General features: G+C 35.5%; 16 protein-coding genes. 9 read left to right on the top strand and 7 right to left on the bottom strand.

Annotation, left to right across the window (positions count from 1 at the left end; all coding sequences use genetic code 11):
- Positions 1-15 precede the first annotated feature (15 nt).
- Both EUC40_RS21850 and EUC40_RS21845 read right to left on the bottom strand, forming a co-directional pair.
- Positions 16-690 (bottom strand): ABC transporter ATP-binding protein, encoded by a 675-nt coding sequence (locus EUC40_RS21850; protein ID WP_000609098.1) that lies wholly within the window; start codon positions 688-690, stop codon positions 16-18.
- Positions 687-1790 (bottom strand): efflux RND transporter periplasmic adaptor subunit, encoded by a 1104-nt coding sequence (locus tag EUC40_RS21845; protein WP_156576591.1) that lies wholly within the window; start codon positions 1788-1790, stop codon positions 687-689. The genes EUC40_RS21850 and EUC40_RS21845 overlap by 4 nt, the downstream gene beginning before the upstream one ends.
- A gap of 210 nt (positions 1791-2000) precedes the next feature.
- Here EUC40_RS21845 and EUC40_RS21840 point away from each other — a divergent pair, with 210 nt between their 5' ends.
- The 3 genes from EUC40_RS21840 (at position 2001) to EUC40_RS21830 (ending at position 4701) form a co-directional block, all read left to right on the top strand.
- On the top strand, positions 2001-2735 hold the full coding sequence (locus tag EUC40_RS21840) for a YwaF family protein (RefSeq protein ID WP_156576590.1): 735 nt from the start codon (positions 2001-2003) through the stop codon (positions 2733-2735).
- Between the two features lie 87 nt (positions 2736-2822).
- Complete coding sequence (locus EUC40_RS21835; protein WP_156576589.1) at positions 2823-3689, top strand: ABC transporter permease subunit; 867 nt, start codon at positions 2823-2825, stop codon at positions 3687-3689.
- 1 nt (position 3690) lies between these two features.
- A complete protein-coding gene (locus tag EUC40_RS21830) occupies positions 3691-4701 on the top strand; it encodes an ABC transporter permease (RefSeq protein ID WP_156576588.1) in 1011 nt (336 codons plus the stop codon).
- 41 nt (positions 4702-4742) lie between these two features.
- Here the strand turns inward: EUC40_RS21830 and brnQ2 are convergent, their stop codons facing one another.
- The 4 genes from brnQ2 to EUC40_RS21810 form a co-directional block, all read right to left on the bottom strand.
- Positions 4743-6059 carry a branched-chain amino acid transport system II carrier protein BrnQ2 gene (gene brnQ2, locus EUC40_RS21825; protein WP_156576587.1) on the bottom strand — a complete coding sequence of 439 codons (1317 nt, stop codon included), beginning with the start codon at positions 6057-6059 and terminating at the stop codon, positions 4743-4745.
- Between the two features lie 217 nt (positions 6060-6276).
- Complete coding sequence (gene cotJC, locus EUC40_RS21820; protein WP_002170510.1) at positions 6277-6846, bottom strand: spore coat protein CotJC; 570 nt, start codon at positions 6844-6846, stop codon at positions 6277-6279.
- 12 nt (positions 6847-6858) lie between these two features.
- Positions 6859-7122: a spore coat protein CotJB gene (locus EUC40_RS21815; protein ID WP_151627731.1), complete on the bottom strand. Its 264-nt coding sequence runs from the start codon at positions 7120-7122 to the stop codon at positions 6859-6861.
- Between the two features lie 8 nt (positions 7123-7130).
- Positions 7131-7346, bottom strand: a complete 216-nt coding sequence (locus EUC40_RS21810) for a spore coat associated protein CotJA (RefSeq protein ID WP_048562472.1) — start codon at positions 7344-7346, stop codon at positions 7131-7133.
- A gap of 108 nt (positions 7347-7454) precedes the next feature.
- On the opposite strand from EUC40_RS21810, the gene EUC40_RS21805 reads away from it, so the two are divergent.
- The 5 genes from EUC40_RS21805 to EUC40_RS21785 all read left to right on the top strand — a co-directional run bounded on the left by EUC40_RS21805 (position 7455) and on the right by EUC40_RS21785 (position 9865).
- Positions 7455-7865, top strand: a complete 411-nt coding sequence (locus tag EUC40_RS21805) for a VOC family protein (protein ID WP_156576586.1) — start codon at positions 7455-7457, stop codon at positions 7863-7865.
- 241 nt (positions 7866-8106) lie between these two features.
- Positions 8107-8388, top strand: coding sequence for a YkvA family protein (locus tag EUC40_RS21800; RefSeq protein ID WP_000733844.1), 282 nt, complete (start codon positions 8107-8109; stop codon positions 8386-8388).
- 11 nt (positions 8389-8399) lie between these two features.
- Complete coding sequence (locus EUC40_RS21795) at positions 8400-9005, top strand: DedA family protein (protein WP_151627733.1); 606 nt, start codon at positions 8400-8402, stop codon at positions 9003-9005.
- A 109-nt stretch (positions 9006-9114) separates the two neighbouring features.
- Positions 9115-9495: a DUF3992 domain-containing protein gene (locus EUC40_RS21790; protein WP_098499503.1), complete on the top strand. Its 381-nt coding sequence runs from the start codon at positions 9115-9117 to the stop codon at positions 9493-9495.
- A 16-nt stretch (positions 9496-9511) separates the two neighbouring features.
- On the top strand, positions 9512-9865 hold the full coding sequence (locus EUC40_RS21785; protein ID WP_098662789.1) for a DUF3992 domain-containing protein: 354 nt from the start codon (positions 9512-9514) through the stop codon (positions 9863-9865).
- Between the two features lie 104 nt (positions 9866-9969).
- Here the strand turns inward: EUC40_RS21785 and EUC40_RS21780 are convergent, their stop codons facing one another.
- Positions 9970-10437, bottom strand: a complete 468-nt coding sequence (locus EUC40_RS21780) for an S-Ena type endospore appendage (protein WP_000802317.1) — start codon at positions 10435-10437, stop codon at positions 9970-9972.
- A 316-nt stretch (positions 10438-10753) separates the two neighbouring features.
- Here EUC40_RS21780 and EUC40_RS21775 point away from each other — a divergent pair, with 316 nt between their 5' ends.
- Entirely contained in the window at positions 10754-13213 is a 2460-nt protein-coding gene (locus EUC40_RS21775; protein ID WP_151627734.1) for a LamG-like jellyroll fold domain-containing protein, read from the top strand.
- Positions 13214-13273: the final 60 nt, after the last annotated feature.

Below are 13273 nucleotides of genomic sequence, written 5' to 3'. Positions count from 1 at the left end.
CACTCGTGTTCAAAATTAACCTCTCCAATCTTGGACGATATTTCCGTCACGAATTACAATTTGACGTGCGGCAGCTTCCCCGATTTCACGATCGTGGGTAATCATAATGATTGTTGAGCCTTGTTTGTTTAACTCGTAAAAGAGGTCCATAATTTGTGTACTTGTTTTCGTATCAAGTGCTCCTGTTGGTTCATCAGCTAAGATGAATTTTGGATTATTTACGATTGCACGTGCGACTGCGACACGTTGTTTTTGTCCACCTGATAATTCGTTCGGTAAGTGAGTAGCACGATCAGCTAAGCCGACTTTCGTTAAAGCGGCTAATGAACGCTCACGTCTTTCTTTTTTATCGACTCCAGCGTAGATAAGAGGTAGCTCTACATTTTGAAGTGCTGTAAGTCTCGGTAATAACATGAAGTTTTGGAATACGAACCCGATCTCTTTATTACGAACGCGTGCAAGTTCTGTCTCAGACATATTTGAAATGTTTTGACCAGCTAGTTCGTATGCACCTGTCGTTGGTTTATCTAAGCAACCGATAATGTTCATTAGAGTTGATTTACCAGAACCAGATGGTCCCATAATAGAAGTAAATTCTCCTTGGTTAAGTGTTACGTCGATTCCGTGTAATATTTGAACGGATTCTGCACCATTTTGGAAGGATTTCGTGATGCCTTTTAAGTTAATCATTCAACGACAACCTCCATACCATCTTTTAAGTCTTTTTCAGGTTTAGAGATAATTTGCTCTCCTTTTTTCACTCCAGAAACTTTTGCTTCGCTATCTGTTTCGAATTCAACAGTAACCGCTTGTTCTTTCGCTTTACCGTCTTTTACAATGAAGACAACATTTTTGTCACCTTTTTTCACGATGCTGCTTTTCGGAACAATCGTACCAGTTGCTTCGCCTGATTTACTTGTTACGTAAACGTGGAAGCCGTTTTGTAACTCTTCACTATTATCTAATGTGACAGTGAATTGATAGTTAGAAACTGTTTTGTTTTCGTCCATACTTTTTAATGGAGTAGAGCCGATTTCTGTTACTTTTCCTGTCCAAGTCTTACCAGCGACCGTTTTTGATGAAACAGTTACTTCTTGCCCAACTTTCATACTAGCAAGCTCATATTCAGAAAGTTGACCTTTTACTTTAAATGGACCAGCGTGACGAAGTGTAATGCCACTCATACCTGTTTTTTCATCAGCAATTTTTACGATATCATCAATTACGCCATCAGCAGGACTTGTTACAGAAAGTGTGTTTACTTTCTCTTTTGCTGCTTTAATCATTTCATCAGATTTTTCAACTTCAAACTTTTTCATTTCAAGTTGTGATTCTAATTGTTGCACTTCGATTTCTGATGCTTTTAATGCTTCCTGAGGAAGGCCTGCATTTTTATCTTTTTGTAATTTTTGTTTCGCTGCATCGATTTGTTTTTGGAACAATGTTACTTCTTTTTGTGCGATTTTCTTTTGCATTTCTGCTTCCGTTACACCTTGCTTAGCAGTAGGGTCATTGTATTTAAACAGAAGCTGCCCTTTTTTCACTTCATCACCCTTTTTTACAGCTAATTCATACGTACCTTTTGTTGGATCAAATGAAATTGTTTCGATGCCGTTTGGAATGACTTCACCGCCAAATTTTTGCGCGTTTTCAATCTGTTTTTCTGTTACTTTATATCCGCTATATGCCATTGCTACTTCTGAACCGCCGCCAGCAAATGCAAAGTATGATCCAGCTGCAATTCCAATTGCTACTACACTAGTAATTAACACTTTATTTTTCTTCTTCATCTATTTATCACCTTTTCGTTCGTTTTAGTATCTACATTAAGTATAGAAGAGGTGAAGAATCTGACAAATCGTTTTAGCTTACAATAACCTTACAGTTTTGTAAGGTATAAATATGTAGATGTAAGGTAAAGGTTGTCCCAGCTTAAGCAGATGAATTGACTCGTTGTTTTTTCTTACAATAATATTGTATGAAGGAAAGGGGGAAGGAAGATGGAAGCTTATTTTAGTGCGCATCCATTAAAACCATTTATTCCATATTCAAGGCAACACGCCATTATATTATTTATTATGTTGGTAGGGATCATTTTTCTGTATCAATACCAAGATGTACTGCGTCAAAGTGAGTGGAATATAACGGTTCGATATGCGATTGCATTTCTATTTATCGGAAGTGAAATTGGACTTCATATGTGGGAATGGAAAGCTGGTATTTTTGAACTAGCCACTTCATTACCATTTGAGTTGTGCACGATTAGTTTATTATTAGCGTCGATTATGATTGTAACGAAAAGTTATCGAATATATGAGATTGTCTTTTTTACAGGAATTATCGGTGCATCACAAGCTATTTTAACGCCAAACTTGCAATACGCTTTTCCGCATTTTCGCTTTATAGAATTTTTCCTTGCACATGTATTACTCATTTGGGCACCGCTCTTTATGACATGGGTAGAAGGGTATAGACCGACTTTACAATCTATTAAGCGTACGATGATATTTTTAAATATTGTAATTCCAGTCGTTTCATTTGTGAATTACAAAACAGGTGGTAATTATATGTTTTTAGCTCATAAGCCAGAAACGGCTTCATTACTTGATATGTTAGGACCATATCCTTACTATATTATTTCATTAGAAATTGCAGCGCTTATTGGATGTTTCATTTTGTATATGCCGTTTTCAAAAAGTGAAAAACATGTGCATAAAGAATCACTAGGATCATAACCTAGTGATTTTTTTATTGTAAATATTTACAATTCAGAAAATTGGGAATAAAATTAAAGAGTAAATTATATAGAGAGAAGGGAGAAAATGGTAAAGAAAGTTTTTTTGAATGGGATGGAAATGACAATTCAATTTATCATTTCAATTTTGGGTATTATTTTTTTAGGGGCACTGCCGAAATTATTTTATGGATTTGAGCTGAATGTATCAGCGTACATAAAGAGTCTAAAAGAAGTATTTGCGAAATTAATGGATATTTCCAATATGCAATATGCAAGTGATAAATTTTTATTTCCACAGTTGTTTGTTCATTATAAAGAAACAATGGTTATTTTCTTGTCTGCATTTTGCATTTCATTATTGGTAGCATTTTGTATCGTTTATATGATTATGAGTAGTTCACCGCGTATACAACATCGAATTAAATCGTTTCTCATCTTTCTAGAATCCATTCCAGACATTCTTCTTATTTTAGGATCACAAATTTTAGTTATATGGTTTTTTAAACAAACAGGTTTTTTACCTTTTAAAATTGCGGCAATTGGAGGCGAATCCATTAGAGGATTACCGATATTTTGTTTGAGTATCCCGACTACGATTATGTTTGTAAAACTGTTAGTGCTTCGTTTTGAAAATGAGTTAGAAAAAGATTATGTATTATTTGCTAAGGCGAAGGGCTTAGGTCGCTTTCATATTTTAAATCGTCATATTTTGCGAAATGTGTTGCTTAGTACACTCTTTTTTGCAAAAACGAATATTTGGTTTATGTTATCAAATTTATATATTATAGAATGGATTTTTAATACGAGAGGTATTTTTATGTTTGTGAAATCATATCCGGATATGAAGGTTGAGTTGTTCATTGTTAGTGTGCTACTTATCTACATTCCAATTTTTATTTTATTTAAATCGTTTCATTATCTCGTTCCGGCTGCGATGAAGGAGAGATTATAATATGTGGACGTATATAAAACGTGATAAAAGGTTTTGGATAAGCGTTGGATTTTTTCTCATATTAGTTCTTTTGAGTATTGGAAATACGATATGGAATGATGGACAGATTAGAAAAGTTACACTGCAATATGATGCGGCAGGAAACCCAGAAGTGCCACCGTTTTCACCTTCATTCCAATTTTTACTTGGGACAGACCGGAATGGATATGACCTTTTACATTTAGTAATTGAGGGAGCAAAGTGGACGATTGGAATATCGTTTTTAATCGCATTACTTAGAATGGTAATGGGGGTGTTTTTCGGTGTTTTGCTCGGAACATATATAAAAAGAGGCTTTTCAAAGATTGAGGCTTTTTTTGACAGTTTTACAGTTATTCCGACAGTTATGATTGCGTATTTCTTTCTTCAATCTGTGAATAGTTTTGGAAGCGGAGAGGAGACATCAACTTTTTTTGAGCGAGCTTCGTTTCAAGTTGTATTACTTGTAACGCTTGCTTTGCCAGTTCTTGCACTGTATGTCGCGAAGGAAGTTCGTAAATTACAAACAGAAGAATTTATTGATGCAGCGCGCATATTAGGTGGATCGAGAAGGCACATTGTTATAAGGCATCTTTTTCCGCATCTCTATATGACGTTTATACTTGTATTTCTTCAACAGTTTACTCAAACCTTAACCATTTTACTTCATTTAGGGTTACTTGAGGTGTTTTTTGGAGGGACAGTCCAGTTTGGTGGACCGATAGGGATAAAAGAAATAGAATCGTACACACATGAATGGTCAGGGTTAATTGGGGTATACTTTAGATCTTTAACAGTGCATCCATGGATTCCTCTCGTCCCAATTACATTTTTCGGGCTTACCATTTTTTCAGGAAATATGATTGTAAAAAGTATAGAAGAGGCGATGATGAAAGTTCGATTAGGGGGAGAGAGAAAGAAGACGGATGTAGAAGAGGAACAGTCTGCTGTGCAGTCAAAGGAAGAGTTGTTTACGTTTAAACATACGATGTGAAGAGAAAAAGAAGCAAGCATGGATTTCATGCTTGCTTCTTTTTACTTTGCAGAAACTTCACCTTCAGCTTCTGTTTGCGGAATACAGTATCCGATTAGACCACCGATTATTGCTGGGACGATCCAGCCAATTCCTAAGTTATAAAAAGGAATGGTGTGTACGATGTTAGCGATAAAACTTGGTATCATTTCCACATTATCAAGTGCGTGAATACAGCTAATAATGAATGCCGCGATCATTGCTCCGATGTAGACAGAAGGTTTACGTTTCGTATATTTATCAATAAATGATACGAAAATTAAAATAATCGTAATTGGATACAAAATGATTAATACAGGTAATGTAATTTTAATTAATAAACTTAAACCTAAGTTTGAAATCACGAAGCTAAAAATACAAACGTATAGTACGAGCTTTTTATATGAAACGTTTGTTAATACTGTTGCGAAATAGTTGGCGAATGCACTTACAACGCCGATTGCTGTCGTTAAACAAGCGAAGATAATGGCGATACTTAATAAAACATTACCGCTCGTCCCAAAGAATTGGTACATGACAGTAGCTAATAGTTGACCACCGTTTTCGAATTGTCCTAAGTTGCCGTTTGAAGCGCCGATATAACCGAGTAGGAAATAAACAATTGTTAAGAATAGGGCTGCAATGCTTCCGCAAATAATTGTATATTTCGCAATCGATTTCTTCTCTTGTATACCGTTTTGGCGAATTGCATTTACAACAATTGTTGATAATACGAGAGCACCAATTGCATCTAACGTTAAAAATCCTTCAAGAAAACCTTTGAAAAATGGGATTTCTTTATAATCACCAACAGGTTCTGCAAACGTTCCTGGTGAAAGAATCGCTTTTGTTGCCATAATTGCAATAATCCCAAGCAAAATTGGCGTTAATATTTTACCGATATGATCTACTAATTTTGATGGATTTAATGATAAGAAGTAGACGACTGTAAAGAAAATCGCACTAAAGATTAACATAGAGTACCATTGGTCAGGGAAAAGTGGTGCAATCCCAATTTCGTAAGATACAGATCCAGTTCGTGGAATAACAAATAGTGGGCCGATTGAAAGATAAATAATGATAGCGAATATTGCTGCGAATTTTGGATGAACACGGCTTGCTAAAGTGTTAAAGCTACCACCGGCAAGGGCAACAGCGACGATAGCAAGTAAAGATAAACCGACGTCTGTAATAATGAAACCTGTAATGGAAATCCACATATTTTCTCCGGAAGAAAGACCGAGAAGGGGCGGGAAAATCATATTACCAGCACCGAAGAAAACTGCGAATAGTAATAAACTAATCGAAAGTATTTGCGCTGGTTTTAAAGTTGTACGCATATAAAGAAAAGCCTCCTAATGAGTGTTTTTGTCGAAAATTCAAATAATTTGTCGAGTAACTGTTACTATTTTAAAGGTCTGATGACTAGAAAGCAATAGGGAATTTTGAAAATATTAAAAAATAATGCATTAAATCGAATAAATATACTATTTATATGTTTAATAGGAAGGATTTAACTTTAAACGTAAAAAAACACATATCGCTAGGATACGTGTGTTAAAAATAAATTTTTCGATCGCGTTCTTCTTTTAAAATTTCAACTGCTTCTCGGAAACGTTGTGAATGGACAATTTCTCGTTCACGTAAGAATCGTAAGCTATCATTTATGTCGGGATCGTCAGATAAATCAATTAGCCATTGATAAGTTGCTCTTGCTTTCTCTTCAGCAGCAATATCTTCATATAAATCTGCGATAGGATCTCCTTTTGCTTGAATATAAGTAGCAGTAAAAGGAACGCCACCTGCATTATGATAAAATAAAGCACTATCGTGATTAGCGTACTGCGCGTCTAATCCAGCAGCTTTCATTTGCTCTGGCGTCGCATCTTTTGTTAACTTATAAATCATTGTCGCAATCATTTCTAAATGTGCGAATTCTTCTGTACCAATGTCGGTTAGTAAGCCGACAACTTTGTCAGGAATTGTATAACGCTGATTTAAGTAGCGAAGCGCAGCAGCTAGTTCGCCGTCCGCACCGCCATATTGTTCAACTAATAATTTGGCGAGTGCTGGATTACAAGTACTCACTTTAACTGGATATTGTAATTTCTTTTCATAAATCCACATAGTTTCTCTCCTTTATATTTGCCATGGCCACGGTCCTTTGCTCCATTCCCATGGGGCGTTAGAATAACTATTTCCAAACTGCTGAAGTGGCCCGTATTTTTCTTCAATTTTTTGTTGTAATACTCTTCGTTTATAGGAGAAATCGTTGAATTGATTTATAGCTGCAGTATCGTTGGGGTGCGTATCTAAATAGAGGGTAAGTTCAACTAATACAAAGTCTAGTTCTTGTAGTTCTTCAATCCATCTGTAATATTCATCTGGCAATGTCTGTGTCACGTTTTTATTCACCGTCCTTTTTTGTAAGGATTTTCATAAAAATCATAAAAAGCAGGCCATAAAGTCCCTTTTCTTAAAGCTTCTTTTGGTGGGAATTGGGGTAAGTTAGGTGGTTGAAATCCCATAAATAGGTGTGGGGGAGTTGAGTAATATTTCTTTCCGATTGGAGGGCAAGGATCATTTGGACCGTGATAAGGTATGTAAGATTTCATAAATTTATCCATGTTACATGCCTCCTTTATAAATTAAATATTCATCACTACGTATTGTATTCGTACATAATTGTAAATTATGACTCATATAAAAAACTAAAAGGGGCAGGGGGAGTACGGATGGGAAGTGTTACAACATGTATTGTATTAGAATCTAAAAACTTAAAGGAAACATTATATTTTTATGAAGGAATTCTAGGTTTTAAACCGAGTAAGGAGAGGCCACAAATACGTGTAACGGGTGTTTGGTATGATATTTGTTCAACGAGAATTTGTTTTGTTGTAAACAGGGGATTGGGAGAGTATCGAGAAACTGTTACATCATCAGTGAAGGAACTATTGTTAAAAACTACAAATATCGAGAGGTTAAAGAAAAAGTTAGCGTTTTATCAAATATCATTTGTAGAAGAACGCCGTGGTGAAGAAGTTAGAATAATATTTCTTGATCCAGATGGTTACACACTCCAAGTTACTTCAATAGAGAACACGGAAGAAGGCCTTTTACAGTGTAATAATCTGAATGACAAATGAAAAAAATATTGACAAGCCTAAGCAAATATTTTAATGTGATTGTATAAAATTGTGTATATAAAGGGGAGTAACTTATTACAGTAAAGTCGTCATTACAGGGAGAAACCCTCGGCTTTATTGGCAACGTTTCGTTGTTAGTGAGACCTTTACCAGCAATGGTAAAGGCCCCTTATTGTCTTTTTTAGGACCCTTACCATATTTGGTAGGGTCCTTTTTGTATACCAAGAGAGGAGAAATAAAAATGAAAAAACTTATTAGTAGATTAAGAGTTGTATTTCATGTCCGTCGTTTCGTTCCATTCCTATTTGACTTTTTTACTTCAAAAGAGGTTTCAATAAAGAAGAAAATTTTATCTATTGCTTTTTTAGTTGGTTATGTAGCGATGCCGCTCGATTTAATTCCAGACTTCTTACCGTTCATCGGTATTTTAGATGATATTGGAATTGTGTTATTTATTTTAAATCGAATTGTAAAAATGGCACCAGTTCAATTACAAGAAAAACATAACGTAAACGTAGGATAGGAGTTAAAAATATGGAGCAAATTATTTTAGATATAATCGAGTTTTTAAAGCAGTTTTCTTATTTTGGAGTTGTATTAGCATTAACGTTTGAATTTATTCCAGCAGAAGTCGTTTTGCCCATGGTTGGGTATTGGGTATACGAGGGTGATATGAACTTTTGGCTAGCTGTATTAGCTGGAACACTTGGCGGAACGACAGGGCCGCTAACGTTATACGCACTCGGTTATTACGGTGGTCGTCCTCTATTAATAAAATACGGGAAATACTTCTTTATTAAAGAAGAACAAATTCAAAAAGCAGATGATTTCTTTGAGAAATATGGACCAGTTGTAGCATTTGTTGGACGCTTTGTACCGGGAGTTCGAACGCTTATTTCTGTTCCATGTGGTATGGCGAAAATGAACATATGGAAATTTAGCATATATACATTTGTAGCAATGTTCCCGTTAACGACTTTATATGTCTATTTTGGAATGAAATTAGGTCCGCATTGGGCAAAAGCAGCGGATGTTGTTGGACAATATATGCTACCAATATTAGTGGGCGTTCTATTTATTGTGGCTAGTATCTTTATCTACAAATTTATGAAAAAACGAAACAAAACGGAATCTATCTAGTTGGCAGTAATGAGGTTTGCTTATTTTTTGAAAATGGATGAATAGTACAGGCAAAAGACTCTGAAGGACATACACATATAAGGAATAAAAAAGAAAGAAGGGAAAGACTATGTCTTGTGAGTGCTCAGGAACAGTTTTAACATGTTGCTCGGATAATAGTAGTAACTTCGTCCAAGATAAAGTATGTAATTCATGGTCTAGTGCCGCCGCTAGTACATTTACTGTCTATGCGAATAACGTGAATCAAAATATCGTTGGAACAGGTTATTTAACCTACGATGTTGGGCCAGGTGTGAGTCCTGCAAACCAAATTACAGTGGCAGTGCTCGATTCAGGTGGAGGAACAATTCAAACGTTTACCGTTTCTGAAGGAACAAGCATTGCGTTTACGTTCCGTCGTTTTAACATTATTCAAATTACGACACCGGCGACGCCGTTAGGAACCTACCAAGGAGAGTTTTGTATTACGACACGTTATTTAATTTCATAGAGAGGGGAAAAATAAGATGGGGAATTGTAGTACTAATCTTTCATGCTGTGCGAATTCGCAAAAAACGATTGTTCAAGATAAAGTTTGTATTGACTGGACTGCATCAGCAGCTGCAGAAGTAATTTATGCAGATAATATCTCTCAAGATATTTATGCATCTGGGTATTTGAAAGTTGATACTGGTACAGGACCTGTTACGCTTGTGTTTTATAGTGGTGGTATAGCAGGGACTGCATTGGAAACGCTTGTTGTTGCAACGGGAAGCAGTGCATCCTTTACAGTTCGTCGTTTTGATACGGTTACAATTCTTGGAACGGCAGCTGCAGAAACAGGAGAATTTTGTATGACGATTCGTTATACTTTATCATAGAATATTGCAATATTTCGATAAAAACCGTGCAAACTATGTATTAGTTTGCACGGTTTTTTTGTGGAATTTTGCAAAGGTAATAGTTGTTTGTTAATCGAATATACTTATAGGCAGTCACGCTTTGATTTACAATAAGTGAGTTGGAAACAGTAGCGACCCTCGATATAAGTAGAAGGATCTGTTGGAATATCTATTATAGAAACAGATTGTAAGTTTGATCCTGTGTATGAAATGGTATTACCGGGTAGAACAGTGAAAGTATTAGTATTATTACTTACTATTTGTACAGTTAAAGCATCTGTACTGTTTTTACTGTTGTATACAGAGATAGTTCCAGATAATGAAATACTCCCATCATCTTTCCAAATAGTTAATGTTGGATAGATTTGTTTTGATTGTCTTTGAGCAACAGAAATAAAATCATTTGAAATGAAAATATTACCTGCAAACTCATTTGTGATGAGTTCAGCATCGCATTGTTCAGGCGGGGGAATAGGAGGAGGACAGGGACAAATAGGTTGACAAATGATAGATAAAGGAGCAAAACATCCGATATTTTTATGGGGTTTCAATGGAATCCCTCCTTTTCATGAGATTGTTTACTATTATTAAATGTAACAACATGAAGGAAGTTGTTAATAAATGGACAAAAAAATGGAAAATATAAATAGTTTACTAGGCATAGAAAACTATAGGACTTGTGGATATTGAGAAGTAATAGGTGTCTATGAGACAAAATGGGTTTGTTTCATAGAAATGTGGGATTTCACATTAAAATAACTGTATATTTACAAAAGTGAAACAATTTTTATTTTCACTTTAAACGAAGTTAATATGTGTTCGATACAATAAGCATTGTAATTAATTCATTATATGAGGAGGATTTACGTGGAAAGAACTGCTTTAAGAAAAGTAAAAGGCTTTATTGGAGTATTAATGATCTTTGCATTAGCGTTTGTATCATTTCCGTGGAGTACATCAGTCAAAGCAGAAGAGAAAAAGCAAGAAAAGGCAGCGAGTGAGAAGAAGTTAGTTTTTCCAGTGGTAAGTGATGTACATATTAAAAACAGTGGAACAGATGATACGTTCCGCTGGAAAAGAGCGATTGAACAGTTCAATACGCTAGCACCAAAGCAAGATGCATTTGTTATTGTAGGTGATTTCACGGATACAGGATCGGTGCAGCAATATGATCGTTTCATGCAAGTGTACAATGAAAATGCAAATAAAGATGCTGTGCGAATGAATTCTCTTGGTAACCATGATTATTGGAACGGTTTATCTGTAGAAGGTGCGCAGAAGCGTTTCTTAGAAAAAACAGGAATGGAATCGATTTACTATCATAAAGTCGTAAAAGGGTATCATTTCCTTGTTATGTCGCCAGAGGATGGGACAACTCATGGATATTATTCAGACAAGCAAATTAATTGGTTAAAAGAAGAAATGGCGAAAGCACAAAAGGATGATCCAGCAAAACCAATTTTCGTATTTTTACATCAACATATCAAAGATACAGTATACGGTAGCAAAGAATGGGGAACGCAAGACAGTGCGAAAATTAATGAGGTATTAAAACAATATCCGCAAGTTATTACGTTTTCAGGTCACTCACATTATCCATTAGATGATCCGAGATCGATTCATCAAAAAGACTTTACATCAGTTGGTACATCTTCTGTAAGCTATATGGAAGTTGAAGGTGGTAAAGTACAAGGGACTATCCCGCCAGGAGCTAGTACATTAAGCCAAGGCTTATTAGTAGAAGTAGATGAAGAAGAAGTAACGATTAATCGCCGTGATTTCCATACAAATTCTTGGACAGGCGAGCCTTGGAAAATTAAATTACCAGCAAAGAAAGAGACATTTACACATGTAGAAGATAGAGATAAAGAAAAGCCATACTTTGCTAAGGATGCAAAGCTTGCTGTATCAAATGTAACTGAAAATGCAGCAACAGTAACATTCCCACAAGCGTTGGACAACCTTCTTGTTCATTCTTATCGCGTACAAGCGAAGGATAAACAAACAGGCGAGATTAAAAACAAATTATTAGCATTCTCGGAGTTTTACCGTGATCCAGTGCCAAAAGATCTTACGTTTACACTTGCAGGGTTAGATGGTGGGAAAACATATCTACTTGAAGTTGTTGCAATTGATTCATTTGGCAATGAAAGTACGCAGCCATTAACGGCAGAAATTACTACGAAAAAAGATAATATTGACCCGAATGTAAAAGTACCAAAGGCTGATGTTTTCGATGTGAACTTTGCAGATGGTACATTTAAAGACAATTCACCATTTGGTACAAAAGGTGATGTGAAGGGTAATGTGACTATTGAGTATGATAAAGCATTGAAAAAGAATGTGATGAAGTTAAACGGAAAAGCAAATACATTTGGATACCTTCCGTTTTCAGCAGCACAAAAAGAAAAAGTAGCAAATACATTTACGTTAGAAACTGTATTTTCAATGAATGAAATTCGTGGCCAAGGTATTTTGCAAAATACAGAGGGTGGCGGAATTGGTTTTGAATCTACAGGTGATGGAACTGTAGAACTGTGGGCTCATATTGGTGGTAGCTATAAGCGTGTTGGAACGAAATTAGAAGCTAATAAAACGTATCATTTAACAGGGACGTATAACGGAAGTGAAGTAGCAATTTACGTGGATGGTAAAAAAGTAAATAGCCAGCCAGCTACAGGGAAAGTGTATCATCCAAACGTACCATTTGCACTTGGAGCTGATCCTGATAGTAATGGAAATGGTGGTATTCCGTTAAATGGACAAATCGCGCTTGCAAAATTATATAGTAAAGCGTTAAGTTCTTCAGAAGTATTAGCAGCGTACAATGAGTTTTCTACTCGTACGAAGTTAGAGCAAGTAAATGCTTTATTTGAAGAAATCGGAAAAGTAAAAGAAGTGTTAGCTGGTGTGTATGAATTTGGTGATAAGCCAGGTCAATATTCAAAAGAAGCGTTTCAAGAATTAGAGAAAAGCTATAATAATGCGAAGCAAGTGTTTGAAAATATAGGAAGTACTGGGGAACAAATTATTCAAGCGTATAATGAATTAAAAACTGCAAATCAAACATTTGTACAATCTAAAGTAGTAGAACAACCGAAAACACTGAAAGAAAAATTACAAATCAATATTGAATCTGCAAAAGCAGTAGTGAAAAAAGCACAAGCTGCGAATGTAACGGACGGTTCAGTGAAATCATTACATCAAAAAATTACAGTTGCAGAGGCTGTATTAAAAGATGTGAAAGTAAAAGATGCACAGGTAGAAACGATGAATCGTACATTAGAGTATGCGATTTCACTTGTTGAAAAAAGTATGAACAAATAAGAGTGAAGAAAAAGAAGCTTATCATGATAGGCTTCTTTTTTGTTATACTAAAAATAGCAT

Source organism: Bacillus luti, assembly GCF_009739945.1.
Classification (GTDB): Bacteria; Bacillota; Bacilli; order Bacillales; family Bacillaceae_G; genus Bacillus_A; species Bacillus_A luti.
This window is presented reverse-complemented; position numbering and strand designations above follow the sequence as displayed.

Coding starts and splice junctions, on each gene's coding strand:
- EUC40_RS21850 (WP_000609098.1), bottom strand. CDS start 690: ATGATTAACTTAAAAGGCATCACGAAATCCTTCCAAAATGGTGCAGAA.
- EUC40_RS21845 (WP_156576591.1), bottom strand. CDS start 1,790: ATGAAGAAGAAAAATAAAGTGTTAATTACTAGTGTAGTAGCAATTGGA.
- EUC40_RS21840 (WP_156576590.1), top strand. CDS start 2,001: ATGGAAGCTTATTTTAGTGCGCATCCATTAAAACCATTTATTCCATAT.
- EUC40_RS21835 (WP_156576589.1), top strand. CDS start 2,823: ATGGTAAAGAAAGTTTTTTTGAATGGGATGGAAATGACAATTCAATTT.
- EUC40_RS21830 (WP_156576588.1), top strand. CDS start 3,691: ATGTGGACGTATATAAAACGTGATAAAAGGTTTTGGATAAGCGTTGGA.
- brnQ2 (WP_156576587.1), bottom strand. CDS start 6,059: ATGCGTACAACTTTAAAACCAGCGCAAATACTTTCGATTAGTTTATTA.
- cotJC (WP_002170510.1), bottom strand. CDS start 6,846: ATGTGGATTTATGAAAAGAAATTACAATATCCAGTTAAAGTGAGTACT.
- EUC40_RS21810 (WP_048562472.1), bottom strand. CDS start 7,346: ATGGATAAATTTATGAAATCTTACATACCTTATCACGGTCCAAATGAT.
- EUC40_RS21805 (WP_156576586.1), top strand. CDS start 7,455: ATGGGAAGTGTTACAACATGTATTGTATTAGAATCTAAAAACTTAAAG.
- EUC40_RS21800 (WP_000733844.1), top strand. CDS start 8,107: ATGAAAAAACTTATTAGTAGATTAAGAGTTGTATTTCATGTCCGTCGT.
- EUC40_RS21795 (WP_151627733.1), top strand. CDS start 8,400: ATGGAGCAAATTATTTTAGATATAATCGAGTTTTTAAAGCAGTTTTCT.
- EUC40_RS21790 (WP_098499503.1), top strand. CDS start 9,115: ATGTCTTGTGAGTGCTCAGGAACAGTTTTAACATGTTGCTCGGATAAT.
- EUC40_RS21785 (WP_098662789.1), top strand. CDS start 9,512: ATGGGGAATTGTAGTACTAATCTTTCATGCTGTGCGAATTCGCAAAAA.